This is a genomic window from Streptomyces roseolus, assembly GCF_014649855.1.
Taxonomy (GTDB): domain Bacteria; phylum Actinomycetota; class Actinomycetes; order Streptomycetales; family Streptomycetaceae; genus Streptomyces; species Streptomyces roseolus.
Map to the genome: position 1 here is coordinate 17,240 of NZ_BMTV01000009.1, position 15,082 is coordinate 32,321.

Annotated in this window: 9 protein-coding genes and 1 pseudogene; 3 read left to right on the forward strand and 7 right to left on the reverse strand. The window is 72.0% G+C overall.

Translation table 11 applies throughout. The features are described from left to right. Positions 1-21 precede the first annotated feature (21 nt). Both pruA and IE245_RS12650 read right to left on the reverse strand, forming a co-directional pair. Complete coding sequence (gene pruA / locus IE245_RS12645; RefSeq protein ID WP_189946921.1) at positions 22-1,653, reverse strand: L-glutamate gamma-semialdehyde dehydrogenase; 1,632 nt, start codon at positions 1,651-1,653, stop codon at positions 22-24. Positions 1,654-1,689: 36 nt separating this feature from the next. Then, positions 1,690-2,616, reverse strand: coding sequence for a proline dehydrogenase family protein (locus IE245_RS12650; protein WP_189946922.1), 927 nt, complete (start codon positions 2,614-2,616; stop codon positions 1,690-1,692). A 194-nt stretch (positions 2,617-2,810) separates the two neighbouring features. On the opposite strand from IE245_RS12650, the gene IE245_RS12655 reads away from it, so the two are divergent. From IE245_RS12655 to IE245_RS12665, 3 genes are all read left to right on the forward strand, one after another. After that, the gene (locus IE245_RS12655) at positions 2,811-4,004 is read left to right on the forward strand and encodes a PucR family transcriptional regulator (RefSeq protein ID WP_189946923.1); all 1,194 of its coding nucleotides are present in this window, start codon (positions 2,811-2,813) and stop codon (positions 4,002-4,004) included. Positions 4,005-4,075: 71 nt separating this feature from the next. Further along, on the forward strand, positions 4,076-4,705 hold the full coding sequence (locus IE245_RS12660) for a TetR/AcrR family transcriptional regulator (RefSeq protein ID WP_189946924.1): 630 nt from the start codon (positions 4,076-4,078) through the stop codon (positions 4,703-4,705). Beyond that, positions 4,702-6,072, forward strand: coding sequence for a carotenoid oxygenase family protein (locus IE245_RS12665; RefSeq protein ID WP_189946925.1), 1,371 nt, complete (start codon positions 4,702-4,704; stop codon positions 6,070-6,072). Before IE245_RS12660 ends, IE245_RS12665 begins: the two co-directional genes overlap by 4 nt. A 57-nt stretch (positions 6,073-6,129) precedes the next feature. On the opposite strand, the gene serA is transcribed toward IE245_RS12665, so the two are convergent. From serA to IE245_RS12690, 5 genes and pseudogenes are all read right to left on the reverse strand, one after another. Beyond that, the gene (gene serA, locus IE245_RS12670; RefSeq protein WP_189946926.1) at positions 6,130-7,719 is read right to left on the reverse strand and encodes a phosphoglycerate dehydrogenase; all 1,590 of its coding nucleotides are present in this window, start codon (positions 7,717-7,719) and stop codon (positions 6,130-6,132) included. 236 nt (positions 7,720-7,955) lie between these two features. Continuing rightward, the gene (gene ilvC / locus IE245_RS12675) at positions 7,956-8,957 is read right to left on the reverse strand and encodes a ketol-acid reductoisomerase (RefSeq protein WP_043219930.1); all 1,002 of its coding nucleotides are present in this window, start codon (positions 8,955-8,957) and stop codon (positions 7,956-7,958) included. A 74-nt stretch (positions 8,958-9,031) separates the two neighbouring features. Further along, positions 9,032-9,559, reverse strand: coding sequence for an acetolactate synthase small subunit (ilvN, locus tag IE245_RS12680; protein WP_189946927.1), 528 nt, complete (start codon positions 9,557-9,559; stop codon positions 9,032-9,034). A 32-nt stretch (positions 9,560-9,591) separates the two neighbouring features. Then, the gene (locus tag IE245_RS12685) at positions 9,592-11,445 is read right to left on the reverse strand and encodes an acetolactate synthase large subunit (RefSeq protein WP_189946928.1); all 1,854 of its coding nucleotides are present in this window, start codon (positions 11,443-11,445) and stop codon (positions 9,592-9,594) included. Between the two features lie 226 nt (positions 11,446-11,671). Then, positions 11,672-14,552, reverse strand: a pseudogene (locus IE245_RS12690) (putative bifunctional diguanylate cyclase/phosphodiesterase). Positions 14,553-15,082 lie beyond the last annotated feature (530 nt).

The window sequence follows — 15,082 nt, forward strand, 5'->3', positions numbered from 1 at the left end:
CGCTCACGCGGCGGGCGGGCCTCAGCCCATGTGCGGGTAGCCGTACTCGGTCGGCGGGACCAGCGTCTCCTTGATGGCGCGGGTCAGCGTCCAGCGCATCAGGTTCTGCGGGGCGCCGGCCTTGTCGTTGGTGCCGGAGGCGCGGCCGCCGCCGAAGGGCTGCTGGCCGACGACGGCGCCGGTCGACTTGTCGTTGATGTAGAAGTTGCCCGCGGCGAAGCGGAGCTTCTCCATCGTGTACGCGGCGGCGGCGCGGTCGTTGGAGATGACCGCACCGGTCAGCGCGTAGTCCGACACCGACTCCATCTGGGTCAGCATCTCGTCGTACTTCTCGTCCTCGTACACGTGGATCGCGAGGATCGGGCCGAAGTACTCGGCCTTGAAGACCTCGTTCTCCGGGTCGGTGCACTCGATGACGGTCGGGCGGACGAAGTACCCCTCCGAGTCGTCGTAGGTGCCGCCGGCGACGATCGTGCAGCTCGGGTCGGAGGAGGCACGGTCGATCGCCGCCTTGTTCTTGGCGAACGAGCGCTCGTCGATGACGGCACCGATGAAGTTCGACAGGTCGGTGACGTCACCCATCTTGATGCCGTCGACCTCGGCCGCGAACTCCTCCTTGAAGCCGTCGTTCCAGATGGAGGCCGGGATGTACGCCCGCGAGGACGCGGAGCACTTCTGGCCCTGGAACTCGAAGGAGCCACGGGTCAGCGCGGTCTTCAGGACGGCACGGTCGGCGCTGGGGTGGGCGACGACGAAGTCCTTGCCGCCGGTCTCGCCGACGATCCGCGGGTACGAGCGGTACTTCTCGATGTTGGTGCCGACCGTCTTCCACAGGTGCTGGAAGGTCTTGGTCGAGCCGGTGAAGTGGATGCCGGCCAGGTCGCGGTGGTTCAGCGCCACCTCGGAGACGGCGATGCCGTCGCCGGTCACCAGGTTGATGACGCCCTTCGGCAGGCCGGCCTCCTCCAGGAGCTCCATGAGGAGCACGGCGGAGTGGGTCTGCGTCGGGGACGGCTTCCAGACCACCACGTTGCCCATGAGGGCGGGAGCGGTGGGCAGGTTGCCGGCGATGGCCGTGAAGTTGAACGGCGTGATCGCGTAGACGAAGCCCTCCAGCGGGCGGTGGTCCAGCCGGTTCCACACGCCCGGGGAGTTCGCCGGCGGCTGCTCGGCGAGGATCTGGCGGGCGTACGCCACGTTGAAGCGCCAGAAGTCGACGAGCTCGCACGGGGTGTCGATCTCGGCCTGCTGGGCGGTCTTCGACTGGCCGAGCATGGTGGAGGCGGCCAGCGTCTCGCGCCAGGGGCCGGCGAGCAGCTCGGCGGCGCGCAGGATGATCGCGGCGCGGTCGTCGAAGGACATCGCGCGCCAGGCCGGGGCGGCGGCCAGGGCCGCGTCGATCGCGTCCTGGGCGTCCTGCTCCGTGGCGCCGCGGAAGGTGCCGATGACCGACTTGTGGTTGTGCGGCTGCACGACCTTGAACTCGTCGCCGCCGCCCATGCGCTTCACGCCGCCGATGGTCATCGGCAGCTCGCGCGGGTTGTCGGCCAGCTCCTTGAGCTTGGCCTCCAGGCGGGCGCGCTCGGGCGAGCCGGGGGCGTAGCCGTGCACCGGCTCGTTGACGGGAGCGGGGACCTGGGTCACAGCGTCCATGAGTCTCGGAACTCCTTCAAAGAGGGGGAGGTGGGCTCAGCCCTTGGTCAGGATGGAGCGGACGAAGAAGAGCAGGTTGGCCGGCTTCTCCGCGAGGCGGCGCATGAAGTAGCCGTACCAGTCGGTGCCGTAGGCCGTGTAGACGCGCATGCGGTGGCCCTCGGCGGCGAGGCGGTTCTGCTCCTCGGAGCGGATGCCGTACAGCATCTGGAACTCGTACTCGTCCAGCTTGCGTCCCGCGCGGCGGGCCAGCTCCTGGCCGATGGCGATCAGGCGCGGGTCGTGCGAGCCGATCATCGGGTAGCCCTCGCCGTCCATCAGGATCTTCATGATCCGGACGTACGCCTTGTCGATCTCGGCCTTGTCCTGGAGGGCGACCTCGGCGGGCTCCTTGTAGGCGCCCTTCACGATGCGCACGCGGGAGCCGTTCGCGGCGAGGCGGCGGGCGTCCTCCTCGGTGCGGAAGAGGTAGGCCTGGATGACGCAGCCGGTCTGCGGGAAGTCCTTCCGCAGCTCCTCGTGGATGGCGAACATCGAGTCGAGGGTGGTGTGGTCCTCGGCGTCCAGGGTGACCGTGGTGCCGATCTCGGCGGCGGCGACGACGACCGGGCGCACGTTGGAGAGGGCCAGCTCGTGCCCGTCCTCCAGGGACTGCCCGAACATCGACAGCTTGACGGACATCTCGGCGCGCTCGCCGAGGCCCAGCTCCTTGAGGCGGCCGATCAGCTCCAGGTAGGCGTCCCGGGCGGCGTAGGACTGCTCGACGGTGGTGATGTCCTCGCCGACGACGTCGAGGGTGACCTCCAGGCCGCGGTCGGTCAGGTCCCGGACGATCGGGACGACGTCGTCCACGATCTCGCCGGCGATGAAGCGCGCCACGACCTGCTTGGTCCCGGGCGCTGCCGACACGAGACGGCGCATCTTGTCGCTGCGCGACGCGGCGAGGATCACGGGACCCAGCACGGGGCACCTCCAGAGGGGCAAGGAAGAACGGGGCCATTACCGGTCGCGGGGGTACGAACCGGGAACAGCACGGGTAACCACCGTGAAACCTAAGGATCGCTCCGATCCTGCGCCATCTACAGCTGTCACGCATCCGCGAACACGCCCTCAGACATCTGTCTGAAGCAACTGGCCGGCGGTGCGAGAATGGGCCCGTGAAGGGCGATTACCAGGAGCTGGTGGACGAGATCTCGGCGCTGCTCGGCACCCCGGCGACCCTGGAGAACCGCGATTTCGGGCTGATCGCCTTCGGGGCCCACGACAGCGACGACGACAGCGCGATGGACCCGGTCCGCACCCGCTCGATCCTCACCCGCAAGTCCACCCCGGCGGTCCGCGCCTGGTTCGAGGGCTTCGGCATCACCCGGGCCACCGGCCCCGTCCGCATCCCGGCCGCCCCGGACGCGGGCGTCTACCGGGACAGGATCTGCCTCCCGGTGCGCCATCGGGGCGTCGTCCTCGGCTACGTCTGGCTCCTGGACGCCGACCCCGGCCCCTCGCACGAGCGGCTCACCGCCGCGATGGAGGTCGCCGCCAGGATCGGCGAGCTCCTCGCCGACGAGGAGCGGGCCGGCGCGGACCTCTCCCGCGAACTGCGGGCCGTCCTGACGGCCGAGCGCGGCTGGCAGTACGACATGGCCGTCGCCGCCCTCCGCACGGCCCTGGGCCCGGACGCGGACGGCCTCCACGCCCTGGTCTGCGTGGCCCCCTGGACCGGCGAGGACTCCCCCTCCCCCCGCACGGTCCCCGGCGCCGCCGCCCTCTGCACCCTCCCGTGGCGGGGCCCGGGCGGCCCCCACCTCGGCGCCCCGGGCGCGGACGAAGCGGCCCCCGGGCCCGGGCCGCAGCGGTCGCTCGCCGTGCTGGTGCGGCTGCGCTCGGCCGACAACCCCTCCCCCGCGGACACCGCCGCCGGGCGGCTGCGCGGGACGGCCGGACCGGCGGCCGTGGCCGGGATCGCCGCGCCCCGGCGGGGACTCGGGGAGCTGGACCTGTGCTGGCGCGAGGCCTCGGCCGCCGCCCGTGCCGCGCACGCCCAGCCCCGGCTCGGCCCGCTCGCCCACTGGTCGGAGCTCGGCGCGTACCGGCTGCTCACCGCCCTCCCGCAGGCCGGGCCCGATCCGGCGGTACGGGCGCTGCTCGCCCCCGCGCACACGGAACTGGCCCGCACGGCCGAGGTTTTCCTCGACCACGCGGGCCAGGCGGGCCGCACGGCGGCGGCCCTGGGCATCCACCGGCAGACGCTCTACTACCGCCTCTCCCGGGTCGAACAACTCACCGGACTCGAACTGGACTCCGGCGAGGACCGCCTCCTGCTGCACATGGCGCTGAAGGCGGCCCGACTCTAGGAAGCGTCGCCCTCGAAGGGATCTCGCGGAAAGGTCTGGTAACAACGTTACCCGTCGAATACGTTGTTACCGTGACCCAGCCCTACCAGGACGCCCAGCGCGCCGGCCAGGCGGCCGCGCGCACCACGATCCTCGATCACGCCGTCGGCCTGCTGGTCGCGGAGGGGCCGACGGCCCTCACCATGCGCCGGATCGCCACCGAGATCGGCGCGTCGACCAAGGTCCTCTACACCCTGTTCGGCGGCAAGGAAGGTCTGGTGGACGCGCTCCACCGGGAAGGCTTCGCCCGGCTGCGCGCGGCCCAGCAGCGCGTGCCCCGGTCGGACGACCCCCTGACCCGCCTCAGGGACCTCGGCACCGCCTACCGGGACCACGCCCTCGCCGAACCCGGCTACTACTCCCTGATGTTCGGGCAGGCGGTCCCCGGACACCGGCCCGGCGCCGAGGCGCTCGCCGCGGCCGAGACCGCCTTCGACGCCTCGGTCGCCGCCGTCGAGGACTGCATCGCGGCCGGGGTCTTCCGCCCGGGCGACGCGGGCGAGATCTCCAAGCTCCTCTGGGCCGCGGCGCACGGGGCGGTGAGCCTGGAGATCGCCGGGCACTTCCCGCCGGACGTCGCGGCCCGACGCTACGCATCGCTGATGGAGGCGCTGGGACAGGCGTTCTCCACCACTGCCACCACCACAGGAGGAACGCCATGACGGGCACCACGACGGTCAACCGCTACCTGTCGGGGCGGTTCGCCCCGGTCACCGAGGAGGTCACGGCGTTACACCTGCCGGTCACCGGCCGCATCCCGGAGCACCTCGACGGCCGCTATCTGCGCATCGGCCCCAACCCGCTGGGTGTCGAGGACCCCGCGGCCCACCTCTGGACGCTCGGCGCGGGCATGGTGCACGGCGTGCGCATCCGGGACGGCCGCGCCGAGTGGTACCGCAACCGGTGGGTCCGCTCCTCCTCGGTCGCCGACCGGCTCGGCGAGCCCCGGCGCGGCACCCCGGTCGACCCGCGCACGGACGTGTCGCCGAACGTCCAGGTCGCCGGGCTCGACGGCCGGACCTTCGCACTCCTGGAGGGCGGCATCCGCCCGTACGAACTCACCTACGAACTCGACACGGTCGGGCCCTGCGACCTCGGCGCGACGCCCGAGGGGTTCAGCGCGAACGCCCACGCCGTCTTCGACCCGCACACCCGCGAGCTGCACGCGCTCGGCTTCCTCTACGGCTCGGACCACGTCCAGCACATCGTGATGGACGGCACGGGGGCGGTGGTGCGCAGCGCTCTGATCCACGCGCCCGGCAACCCGTACATGCACGACTTCGCGCTGACCGAGAACCACGTGGTCCTGTTCGACGGGCCCGTCGTGTTCAGTCCCGCCCACCTGGCGACCGGGATCCCCTTCGCGTGGGACCGCGACCGCCCGGCGCGGGTGGGCCTCGTGCCCCGGACGGGCGGCGGGGTGCGCTGGTTCGAGGTCGCGCCGAGCCTGGTGGGCCACACGCTCAACGCCTACGAGGACGGCACGGACGTCGTCGTCGACCTCGTCCGGCATCCCGAGGGCTTCGACATCAGGAACGTCGGCGCCAGTCGCCCCACCCTGGACCGCTGGAGGATCGACCCGGTCCGGGGGCGGGTGCGCGAGGAACGACTCGACGACCGCGTCCAGGAATTCCCCCGGATCGACCCCCGCCGCACCGGCCGGCCGCACCGCTACGGCTACACCGCCGCGGTCGAGCTCTACGCACCGCCCGTCGGCCCCGACGACCCCCGGCCCGACGCGGGGTTCAGCAACGCCCTGCTCAAGCACGACCTCCTGCGGGGGACGACCGAGGCGCACGAGTTCGGCCGGTTCGGGGCCGTGGGCGAAGGCGTGTTCGTCGCCGCCGAGTCGCCCGCCGCCGAGGACGACGGATACGTCATGGCCTATGTGCACGACCCCGAGCGCGGCGCCGCCGACCTGGTGATCCTCTCGGCGCAGGACTTCACGGGCGAGCCCGTCGCCCGCGTCCACCTCCCGGTGCGCGTGCCGCTGGGACTCCACGGCAACTGGGTCCCGGGCGCCCCCTGACGGCCGGACACCCGCCCCCGTACGTACCGGGGCGGGTGTCGGGCCGGGCGGGTCGCGTCAGACCAGGTTGACCGAGCGGGCCGAGGTGGCGCCGATCTCCGTGGAGATCTCGGCGATCACGGCCGCGGGGACGGTGTCGTCGACGGTGAGCACGACGAGCGCCTCGCCGCCCTCCTCCGTACGGGAGACCTGCATGCCCGCGATGTTCAGACCGGCCTCGCCGAGGATCCGGCCGACGGTGCCGACGACACCGGGACGGTCCTCGTACCGCAGCACGACCATGTGGTCGGCGAGCGCCAGGTCCACGTCGTAGTCGCCGACGGCGACGATCTTCTGGAGGTGCTTGGGGCCGGCCAGGGTGCCGGAGACCGACACCTCCTCACCGCTGGAGAGGGTGCCGCGCACGGTGACCATGTTGCGGTGGTCGGGCGACTCGGAGCTGGTGGTGAGGCGGACCTCGACACCGCGCTCCTGCGCGAAGAGCGGGGCGTTCACATAGGACACGGTCTCGTCGACGACGTCCTCGAACACGCCCTTGAGCGCGGAGAGTTCCAGCACCTTGACGTCATGCTGGGTGATCTCGCCGTACACCTCGACGTCGAGACGGGCCGCGACCTCGCCCGCGAGGGCGGTGAAGATCCGGCCGAGCTTCTCGGCGAGCGGCAGGCCCGGCTTGACGTCCTCGGCGATGACGCCGCCCTGGACGTTGACCGCGTCCGGGACCAGCTCGCCGGCGAGCGCGAGGCGCACCGAGCGGGCGACGGCGATGCCGGCCTTCTCCTGGGCCTCGTCGGTGGAGGCGCCGAGGTGCGGGGTGCAGACGACCTGGTCGAGCTCGAAGAGCGGGGAGTCCGTGCAGGGCTCCTTGGCGTACACGTCGAGGCCGGCGCCGGCGACCCGGCCCTCCTTGATGGCCGAGTACAGCGCGGCCTCGTCGACGATCCCGCCGCGGGCGGCGTTGACGATGCGGACGCTCGGCTTGACCTTGTGCAGCGCCTCGTCGCCGATGAGGCCGAGGGTCTCGGGGGTCTTCGGCAGGTGGACGGTGATGAAGTCGGCGACCTCCAGGAGCTCGTCCAGGGTCAGCAGCTTCACCCCCATCTGGGCGGCGCGGGCCGGCTGCACGTAGGGGTCGTACGCGACGATCTTCATGCCGAAGGCGGACATCCGCTGGGCGACCAGGACGCCGATGCGGCCGAGGCCGACGACGCCGAGGGTCTTCTCGCTGAGCTCGACGCCCGTGTACTTGTTCCGCTTCCACTCGCCGTTCTTCAGCGCGGTGTTGGCCTGCGGGATGTTGCGCGCGGTGGCGACGAGGAGGCCGCAGGCGAGCTCGGCGGCGGTGACGATGTTGGAGGTCGGCGCGTTCACGACCATCACGCCGGCCTTGGTGGCGGCGGACACGTCCACGTTGTCCAGGCCGACGCCGGCGCGGGCGACGACCCGCAGCTTCCTGGCGGCGGCGATGGCCTCCGCGTCGACCTTGGTCGCGGAGCGGATGAGGATGGCGTCGACGTCGGCGATCGCGGGGATCAGCTCGGCGCGGTCGGCGCCGTTGCAGTGCCGGATCTCGAAGTCCGGTCCCAGGGCGTCGACGGTGGCGGGCGACAGCTCTTCAGCGATGAGTACGACAGGTTTCGAGCTCACGTGAGTCCTCACAGAGGCAGTGCGGACGGCCGTCCCGACGGCCGCAGGCGGTGGAGGGGGCTTGCCGCGTGGAAGCGCACGACGCTGTGGGCCAGACGCGATGTTGTTGAGCAGTGTAGTGCCGCATCGGCGCACGTCGTACGCCTCGTTGGAAGGATCACCCGTCCGTGGTTGGACGGGGTGTCCAAGGATGCGGCGCGGGGCCGGACGACGTGTCCGGCCCCGCGCCGAGAGGCTTACGCCTCCTCGTCGTTCACCCAGCTCATGAGCTTGCGCAGCTCCTTGCCGGTGGTCTCCAGGAGGTGCTTCTCGTCCTGGGTCTTGTACTCGTTGTACTTCTTCAGGCCGCCGTGGTACTCGTCCATCCAGTTCTTGGCGAAGGTGCCGTCCTGGATCTCGGTGAGGACCTTCTTCATCTCGGCCTTGGTGTCGGCGGTGATGACGCGCGGGCCGGTGATGTAGTCGCCCCACTCGGCGGTCTCGGAGACGGACCAGCGCATCTTCTCCAGGCCGCCCTCGTACATCAGGTCGACGATGAGCTTCAGCTCGTGGAGGCACTCGAAGTAGGCGATCTCCGGCTGGTAGCCGGCCTCGACCAGGGTCTCGAAGCCCGCCTTGACGAGCGCGGAGGCGCCACCGCAGAGGACGGCCTGCTCGCCGAAGAGGTCGGTCTCGGTCTCCTCGGTGAAGGTGGTCTTGATGACGCCGGCGCGGGTGCCGCCGATCGCCTTCGCGTACGACAGGGCCAGGGCGAACGCGTTGCCGGTGGCGTCCTGCTCGACGGCGGCGATCGCGGGGACGCCGCGGCCCTCCTCGTACTGGCGGCGGACCAGGTGGCCCGGGCCCTTCGGGGCGACCAGGGCGACGTCGACGCCGGCCGGGGGCTTGATGAAGCCGAAGCGGACGTTGAAGCCGTGGGCGAAGAACAGCGCGTCGCCGTCCTTCAGGTTCGGGGCGATGGACTCCTCGTAGACCTTGGCCTGGATCGGGTCCGGGATCAGGATCATGATGAGGTCGGCCTCGGCCGCCGCCTCGGCGGGGGTGACCACGCGCAGGCCCTGCTCCTCGGCCTTCGCCTTGGACTTCGAGCCCTCGTGCAGACCGACGCGGACGTCGACACCCGAGTCGCGGAGCGACAGCGCGTGGGCGTGACCCTGGCTGCCGTAACCGATCACCGCGACCTTGCGGCCCTGGATGATCGAGAGGTCGGCGTCGGCGTCGTAGAACAGCTCGGCCACTGGGATTCTCCTTGGTGTGCTGGTGTTGCGTCCCACCGTACGGCGGGAGGTGGACGGGAAGTCTTCTGGTCTCGTCAGGCGGAACGGTCGAGCGCCCGCAGGGACCGGTCCGTGATGGACCGGGCGCCGCGCCCTATGGCGATGGTGCCGGACTGGACGAGCTCCTTGATGCCGAACTGCTCCAGCATCTTCAGCATGGCGTCCAGCTTGTCGCTCGAACCGGTGGCCTCGATGGTGACGGCCTCGGGCGAGACGTCGACGGTCTTGGCGCGGAAGAGCTTGACGATCTCGACGATCTGGGAGCGGGTCTCGTTGTCGGCGCGGACCTTCACCAGGACGAGCTCGCGCTGGATCGCGGCGCTGGGCTCGAGCTCGACGATCTTCAGGACGTTGACCAGCTTGTTGAGCTGCTTGGTCACCTGCTCCAGGGGCAGGTCCTCGACGCCGACCACGATGGTGATGCGGCTGATGTCGGGGTGTTCGGTGACGCCCACGGCGAGGGAGTCGATGTTGAAGCCGCGGCGGGAGAACAGGGCCGCGATCCGGGCGAGGATGCCGGGCGTGTTCTCGACGAGGACGGAGAGCGTGTGCTTGGTGGACATGTCTGGGTCTCTTCCTTCTTCGCTCTGCGTGCTCAGTCGTCTTCGCCGTCGCCGAAGTCGGGGCGGACGCCCCGGGCGGCCATGACCTCGTCGTTGGAGGTGCCGGCGGCGACCATCGGCCAGACCTGGGCGTCCTCGTGGACGATGAAGTCGACGACGACGGGCCGGTCGTTGATCGCGTTGGCCTCGGCGATGACCTTGTCGAGGTCGGCCGGGTCCTCGCAGCGCAGGGCGACGCAGCCCATGGCCTCGGACAGCTTGACGAAGTCCGGGACGCGGGTGCCCCTGGCGTCCGGGTTGACGTCGTCCGGGCCGGAGTGCAGGACGGTGTTGGAGTAGCGCTGGTTGTAGAAGAGGGTCTGCCACTGGCGGACCATCCCGAGGGCGCCGTTGTTGATGATGGCGACCTTGATCGGGATGTTGTTCAGGGCGCAGGTGGTGAGCTCCTGGTTGGTCATCTGGAAGCAGCCGTCGCCGTCGATCGCCCAGACCGTGCGGTCGGGCAGGCCCGCCTTGGCTCCCATGGCGGCCGGGACGGCGTAGCCCATGGTTCCGGCGCCGCCGGAGTTCAGCCAGGTGGCGGGCTTCTCGTAGTCGATGAAGTGGGCGGCCCACATCTGGTGCTGGCCGACGCCGGCCGTGAACACCGTGCCCTCGGGGGCGAGCCGGCCGATGCGCTGGATGACCTGCTGCGGGGAGAGGCTGCCGTCCTCCGGCAGGTCGTAGCCGAGCGGGTAGGTCTCGCGCCAGCGGTTCAGGTCGGACCACCAGGCGGAGTAGTCGCCCTTGTTGCCCTCGGTGTGCTCGGCCTGGACGGCCTGGACCAGGTCGGCGATGACCTCGCGGGCGTCACCGACGATCGGGACGTCCGCGGCGCGGTTCTTGCCGATCTCCGCCGGGTCGATGTCCGCGTGGACGATCTTGGCGTAGGGGGCGAAGCTGTCCAGCTTGCCGGTGACGCGGTCGTCGAAGCGGGCGCCGAGGGCGACGATCAGGTCGGCCTTCTGGAGCGCGGTGACGGCGGTGACGGCGCCGTGCATGCCGGGCATGCCGACGTGCTGCGGGTGGCTGTCGGGGAAGGCGCCCAGGGCCATCAGGGTGGTGGTGACGGGGGCGCCGGTCAGCTCGGCCAGGACCTTCAGCTCGGCCGTGGCGCCGGACTTGATCACACCGCCGCCGACGTAGAGGACCGGGCGCTTGGCGGCGGTGATCAGCTTGGCCGCCTCGCGGATCTGCTTGGCGTGCGGCTTGGTCACCGGGCGGTAGCCGGGCAGGCCGGTCTGCGGCGGCCAGGAGAAGGTGGTCTTGGCCTGGAGGGCGTCCTTGGCGATGTCGACCAGGACCGGGCCGGGGCGGCCGGTGGAGGCGATGTGGAAGGCCTCGGCGATGGTCTTCGCGATGTCGTCGGCCTTGGTGACCAGGAAGTTGTGCTTGGTGATCGGCATGGTGATGCCGACGATGTCCGCCTCCTGGAAGGCGTCGGTGCCGATCGCCTTGGAGGCGACCTGGCCGGTGATCGCGACCAGCGGGACCGAGTCCATGTGCGCGTCGGCGATCGGGGTGACCAGGTTGGTGGCGCCCGGTCCCGAGGTGGCCATGCAGACGCCGACCTTGCCGGTGGCCTGCGCGTACCCGGTGGCGGCGTGGCCGGCCCCCTGCTCGTGGCGGACCAGGATGTGACGGACCTTCTCGCTGTCCATCATCGGGTCGTACGCCGGGAGGATGCAGCCGCCCGGAATGCCGAAGACGGTGTCCGCGCCCACCTCTTCGAGAGAGCGGATGAGGGACTGCGCGCCCGTGACGTGCTCGACGGTGGGGGCGGGCGTCGCGCCGCTGCGGGGCCGCGGCTGCGGATGGTGCCCGGTGGCCTGCTCGGTCATCAGCATCTCTTCTCGAGGCAGAGGGTTTTTTGCGGGGGTTTTACGGGGTTCGTCGTCGACTTCCGGGAGAACCGGTGCAACAAAAAACCCCTCGTGCCGGAAGGCAAGCGAGGGGAGCGCGTCGGGTGGTTCTCAGCCGGCCTTCAGGGGCCCGGCTTCAGCCGACGCGCTTTCCAAGTACGAGAATTCGGGTGCGCATGGCAATGACCCTCCCTCTCGGGCCACACCACTGTCAAGTGGGTGGGACGCGCGTCTCATCATGTGAGCTGTTCGGGGGAGGGATTCCGCCGCTCCTCGGCCCCCTTGCCGACCGGTACGGAGGCGGCCCCGGGCAGCGGATAGTCGCCCCGGACGAGGGCGCGCCGCAGCCGGTACTCGTCGAGCGGGCCCGAGAAGGCCATGCCCTGGGCGTGCCGGCAGCCCATGGACCGCAGGGCGAGCACCTGCTCGGGGACGTCGACGCCCTCGGCGACGGTCTGCAGGCCCAGCTCGCCGGCGATGCGGAGCACCCCGCTGGTGATCTTGCGGAGCCGGGCGGATTCGACCACTCCTTCGACGAGTGTCCTGTCCAGTTTCAGCATGTCGACCGGGAGGCGTCTGAGGGCGTGGACGGCGACGTGCCCGCTGCCGAATCCGTCGAGGGCGATGCGGACGCCGAGCCGGCGCAGGGCGACCAGGCGCTGCTCCAGCTCGTCGAGGGGGGTCCGCTCGCCGGTGTCGGCCAGCTCGACGACGAGGGAGCCGGACGGCAGCCCGTGCCGGGCGAGCAGGGCCTCGACCGAGCCGAGGGGCAGGGAGCGGTCGAGCAGCCGGCGCGCGGAGACCCGGACGGAGACCGGGGTGCGGTGGCCGGCCGCGGCCCGGTCGGCGGCCTGCTCGACGGCCTCCTCCAGGAGCCAGCGGCCGAGCTCGGCGGTGCGCTCGCCGTCGTCGGTGACCCGGAGGTACTCGGCGGGGGTGAAGAGGATGCCCTGGGCGGAGCGCCAGCGGGCCTGCGCGCTGACGGCGGAGACCCGGCCGGTGGCGAGGTCCACCACGGGCTGGTGGAGGAGGGCGAACTCGCCGTCGTGGAGCGCGCTGCGCAGCCGGGCGGCGAGCTCGGTGCGCCGGGCGACCTCGGCCTGCATCTGGGGGACGTACAGCTCGACCCGGTCCTTGCCGCCGGCCTTGGCGCGGTACATGGCGAGGTCGGCGTTGCGCAGCAGGTCGGCGGCGCCGATGCCGGGCTCGGCGAAGGCGACGCCGATGGAGGCGGCGACCCGGACCTCGGTGCCGCCGTCGACGCGGTAGGGGCGGGAGAGGGTGAGCCGGAGCCGGTCGGCGATCTCCTGGACCTGGGTCTCGCGGGCGGCGCGGTCGCGCAGCCCGTCGCCGAGGATGAGGGCGGCGAACTCGTCGCCGCCGAGCCGGGCGGCGGTGTCCCCGGCGCGCACGGCCTCCTGGAGGCGGCGGGCGGCCTGGACCAGGAGGTCGTCCCCGGCCTGGTGGCCGAGCCGGTCGTTGACCGCCTTGAAGCCGTCGAGGTCGATGAAGAGCACGGCGGTGCCGGGGTCGGAGGAGCGGCGGCCGCCGAGGGCCTGTCCGACCCGGCGGGTGAAGAGCGCGCGGTTGGGCAGCTCGGTGAGCGGGTCGTGCTCGGCGTTGTGCTGCAGCTGGGCCTGGAGCCGGACCCGTTCGGTGACGTCGCGGCTGTTGAAGATCAGGCCGCCCTGGTGGCGGTTGACGGTGGACTCGACGTGGAGCCACTCCCCCTCGCCGTCGGCCTCGCCCGGGCGGCCCGCGTGGCCGGAGCGGAACCGGCACTCGATGCGGGTGGTGGGCTCCTCGGCGGGCGAGGCGGCGAGGAAGCGGCGGATCTCGTGGACGACGGCGCCGAGGTCCTCGGGATGGATGAGCGCGGCCAGTTCGGAGCCGACGAGCTCCTCGGCGTCCCGGCCGTACACCCCGGTGGCGGCGGGACTGACGTACCGCAGGACACCGCTGGGCGCGGCGATCATGATGACGTCGCTGGAGCTCTGCACGAGCGACCTGAAGTGGTTCTCCTTCTGGGCCAGCTCGTGGGTGAGGGCGATGTTGTCGATCAGCATGATGCCCTGGCGGACGACGAGGGCGAGGACGACGGCGCAGCCGGTGAGGACGACGACGCGGTCGACCCGGCGTCCCTCGACGACGTTGTACAGGATGCCGAGGGTGCAGACGGCGGCGGCGAGGTACGGGGTGAGGGCGGCGAGCGAGCCGGCGATGGGGCGGCTGGCGGGCCCCGGGGCGCGGGCGGCCGTCGTCTCCGGCGGCCGGTGGACGCCCCAGGGGGCGTAGGCGAGCAGCAGGGAGCCGGCGAACCAGCCGGCGTCGAGCAGCTGGCCCGAGACGTAGTTGGCGCGCAGCAGCGGCGAGGTGAAGAGGGCGTCGCAGAGCACGGTGAGGGCGAGCGCGGCGATGGCGGTGTTGACCGCCGAGCGGTTGCCCGGGGAACGCCGGAAGTGGAGGGCGAGGACCATGCTGACGAGCACGATGTCGAGCAGCGGGTACGCCAGCGACAGCGCGGCCTGGGCCACGGACTCGCCCTGGAAGTGGGCGGTGTGGGCGAGGGCGAGGCTCCAGGAGAGGGTCAGCAGGGACCCGGCGATGAGCCAGGCGTCGAGCCCCAGGCAGACCCAGCCGGCCCGGGTCATGGGCTTCTTGGCGAGGACGAGGAGGCCGACGATGGCGGGCGGGGCGAAGAGTAAGAAGAACAGGTCGGCGACGGAGGACTCGGGGACGTCCTGGCCGAGCACGACCTCGTACCAGCCCCAGACGGCGTTCCCGGCGCCGGCCATGAAGGACGAGAAGGCGAAGAGCAGCCAGGCGGGGCGGGCGCCGCCGCGCTCGGTCCTGGCGTAGAGGAAGCAGGAGACGGCGGCGGTGAACGCGGCGGCGCTCAGCCCGAAGTCGCCCATGAAGAGGGCGAGTCGGGGCGAGCCCCAGCCGAGGGCGGCGCCGGTGGTGTAGCCGGCGCAGACGAGCCCGAGCCCGATCTGCGCGAGCAGCGACCCGGCCCAGGCCGCCCGGTGCTCGCGGCCGGGGGCGGGCCGCTCGGGCCCGGGCGGCCCCGCGGGGGCGGGTCCGCGCCGCATCAGCGCGGTGGCGCCGGTGCCGCTCACCCCGCTCCCCCGCCCCGCGTCGTGTCCGAGGCCGCCGGCCTCGCCGTCCGCCGCGCCGAAGGCGTGCGTGCTCCGGACTCCGGCAGGGGCGCCGCCGCCGCGCGGGGCGGGCGCGCCGCGCCCTGGGCGCGCGGGGGCCGGGCCGGGTGCGCCGGGGCCGTGGGCGTACGGCCCCGGGGCGGTCGGTTCGGTCCCGGGCGCCGGGATCCGCGGCAGGCCCGCGGCGTCGGCGCGCGCCGCGCCGTCCATGCGCTCCGCGCGGTGCGGCGCGGCCTGGTCCGGCACCGAACGCGCGAGGTCGGCAGGGAGGGGCGGGAGATGTCCCGGCGGCGTCGCCGCGCCGGACCGTCGGTCCGTCGGCCGTGCTTCACCCGTCACCCCCCTCGGAATCTGATGGCCCGTCACTTCGCTCCCCAGCGTCAGCCCGTACAGACGCATGTCCCCCGATCCGGGACGATACACCAGGACCGTCACTCAGGGACAGGGTCGCAGTACTCTCCGTG

Excerpts from the sequence above, each read along its gene's own strand:
- pruA (WP_189946921.1), bottom strand. The coding sequence starts at position 1,653 with ATGGACGCTGTGACCCAGGTCCCCGCTCCCGTCAACGAGCCGGTGCAC.
- IE245_RS12665 (WP_189946925.1), top strand. The coding sequence starts at position 4,702 with ATGACGGGCACCACGACGGTCAACCGCTACCTGTCGGGGCGGTTCGCC.
- ilvN (WP_189946927.1), bottom strand. The coding sequence starts at position 9,559 with ATGTCCACCAAGCACACGCTCTCCGTCCTCGTCGAGAACACGCCCGGC.
- IE245_RS12685 (WP_189946928.1), bottom strand. The coding sequence starts at position 11,445 with ATGCTGATGACCGAGCAGGCCACCGGGCACCATCCGCAGCCGCGGCCC.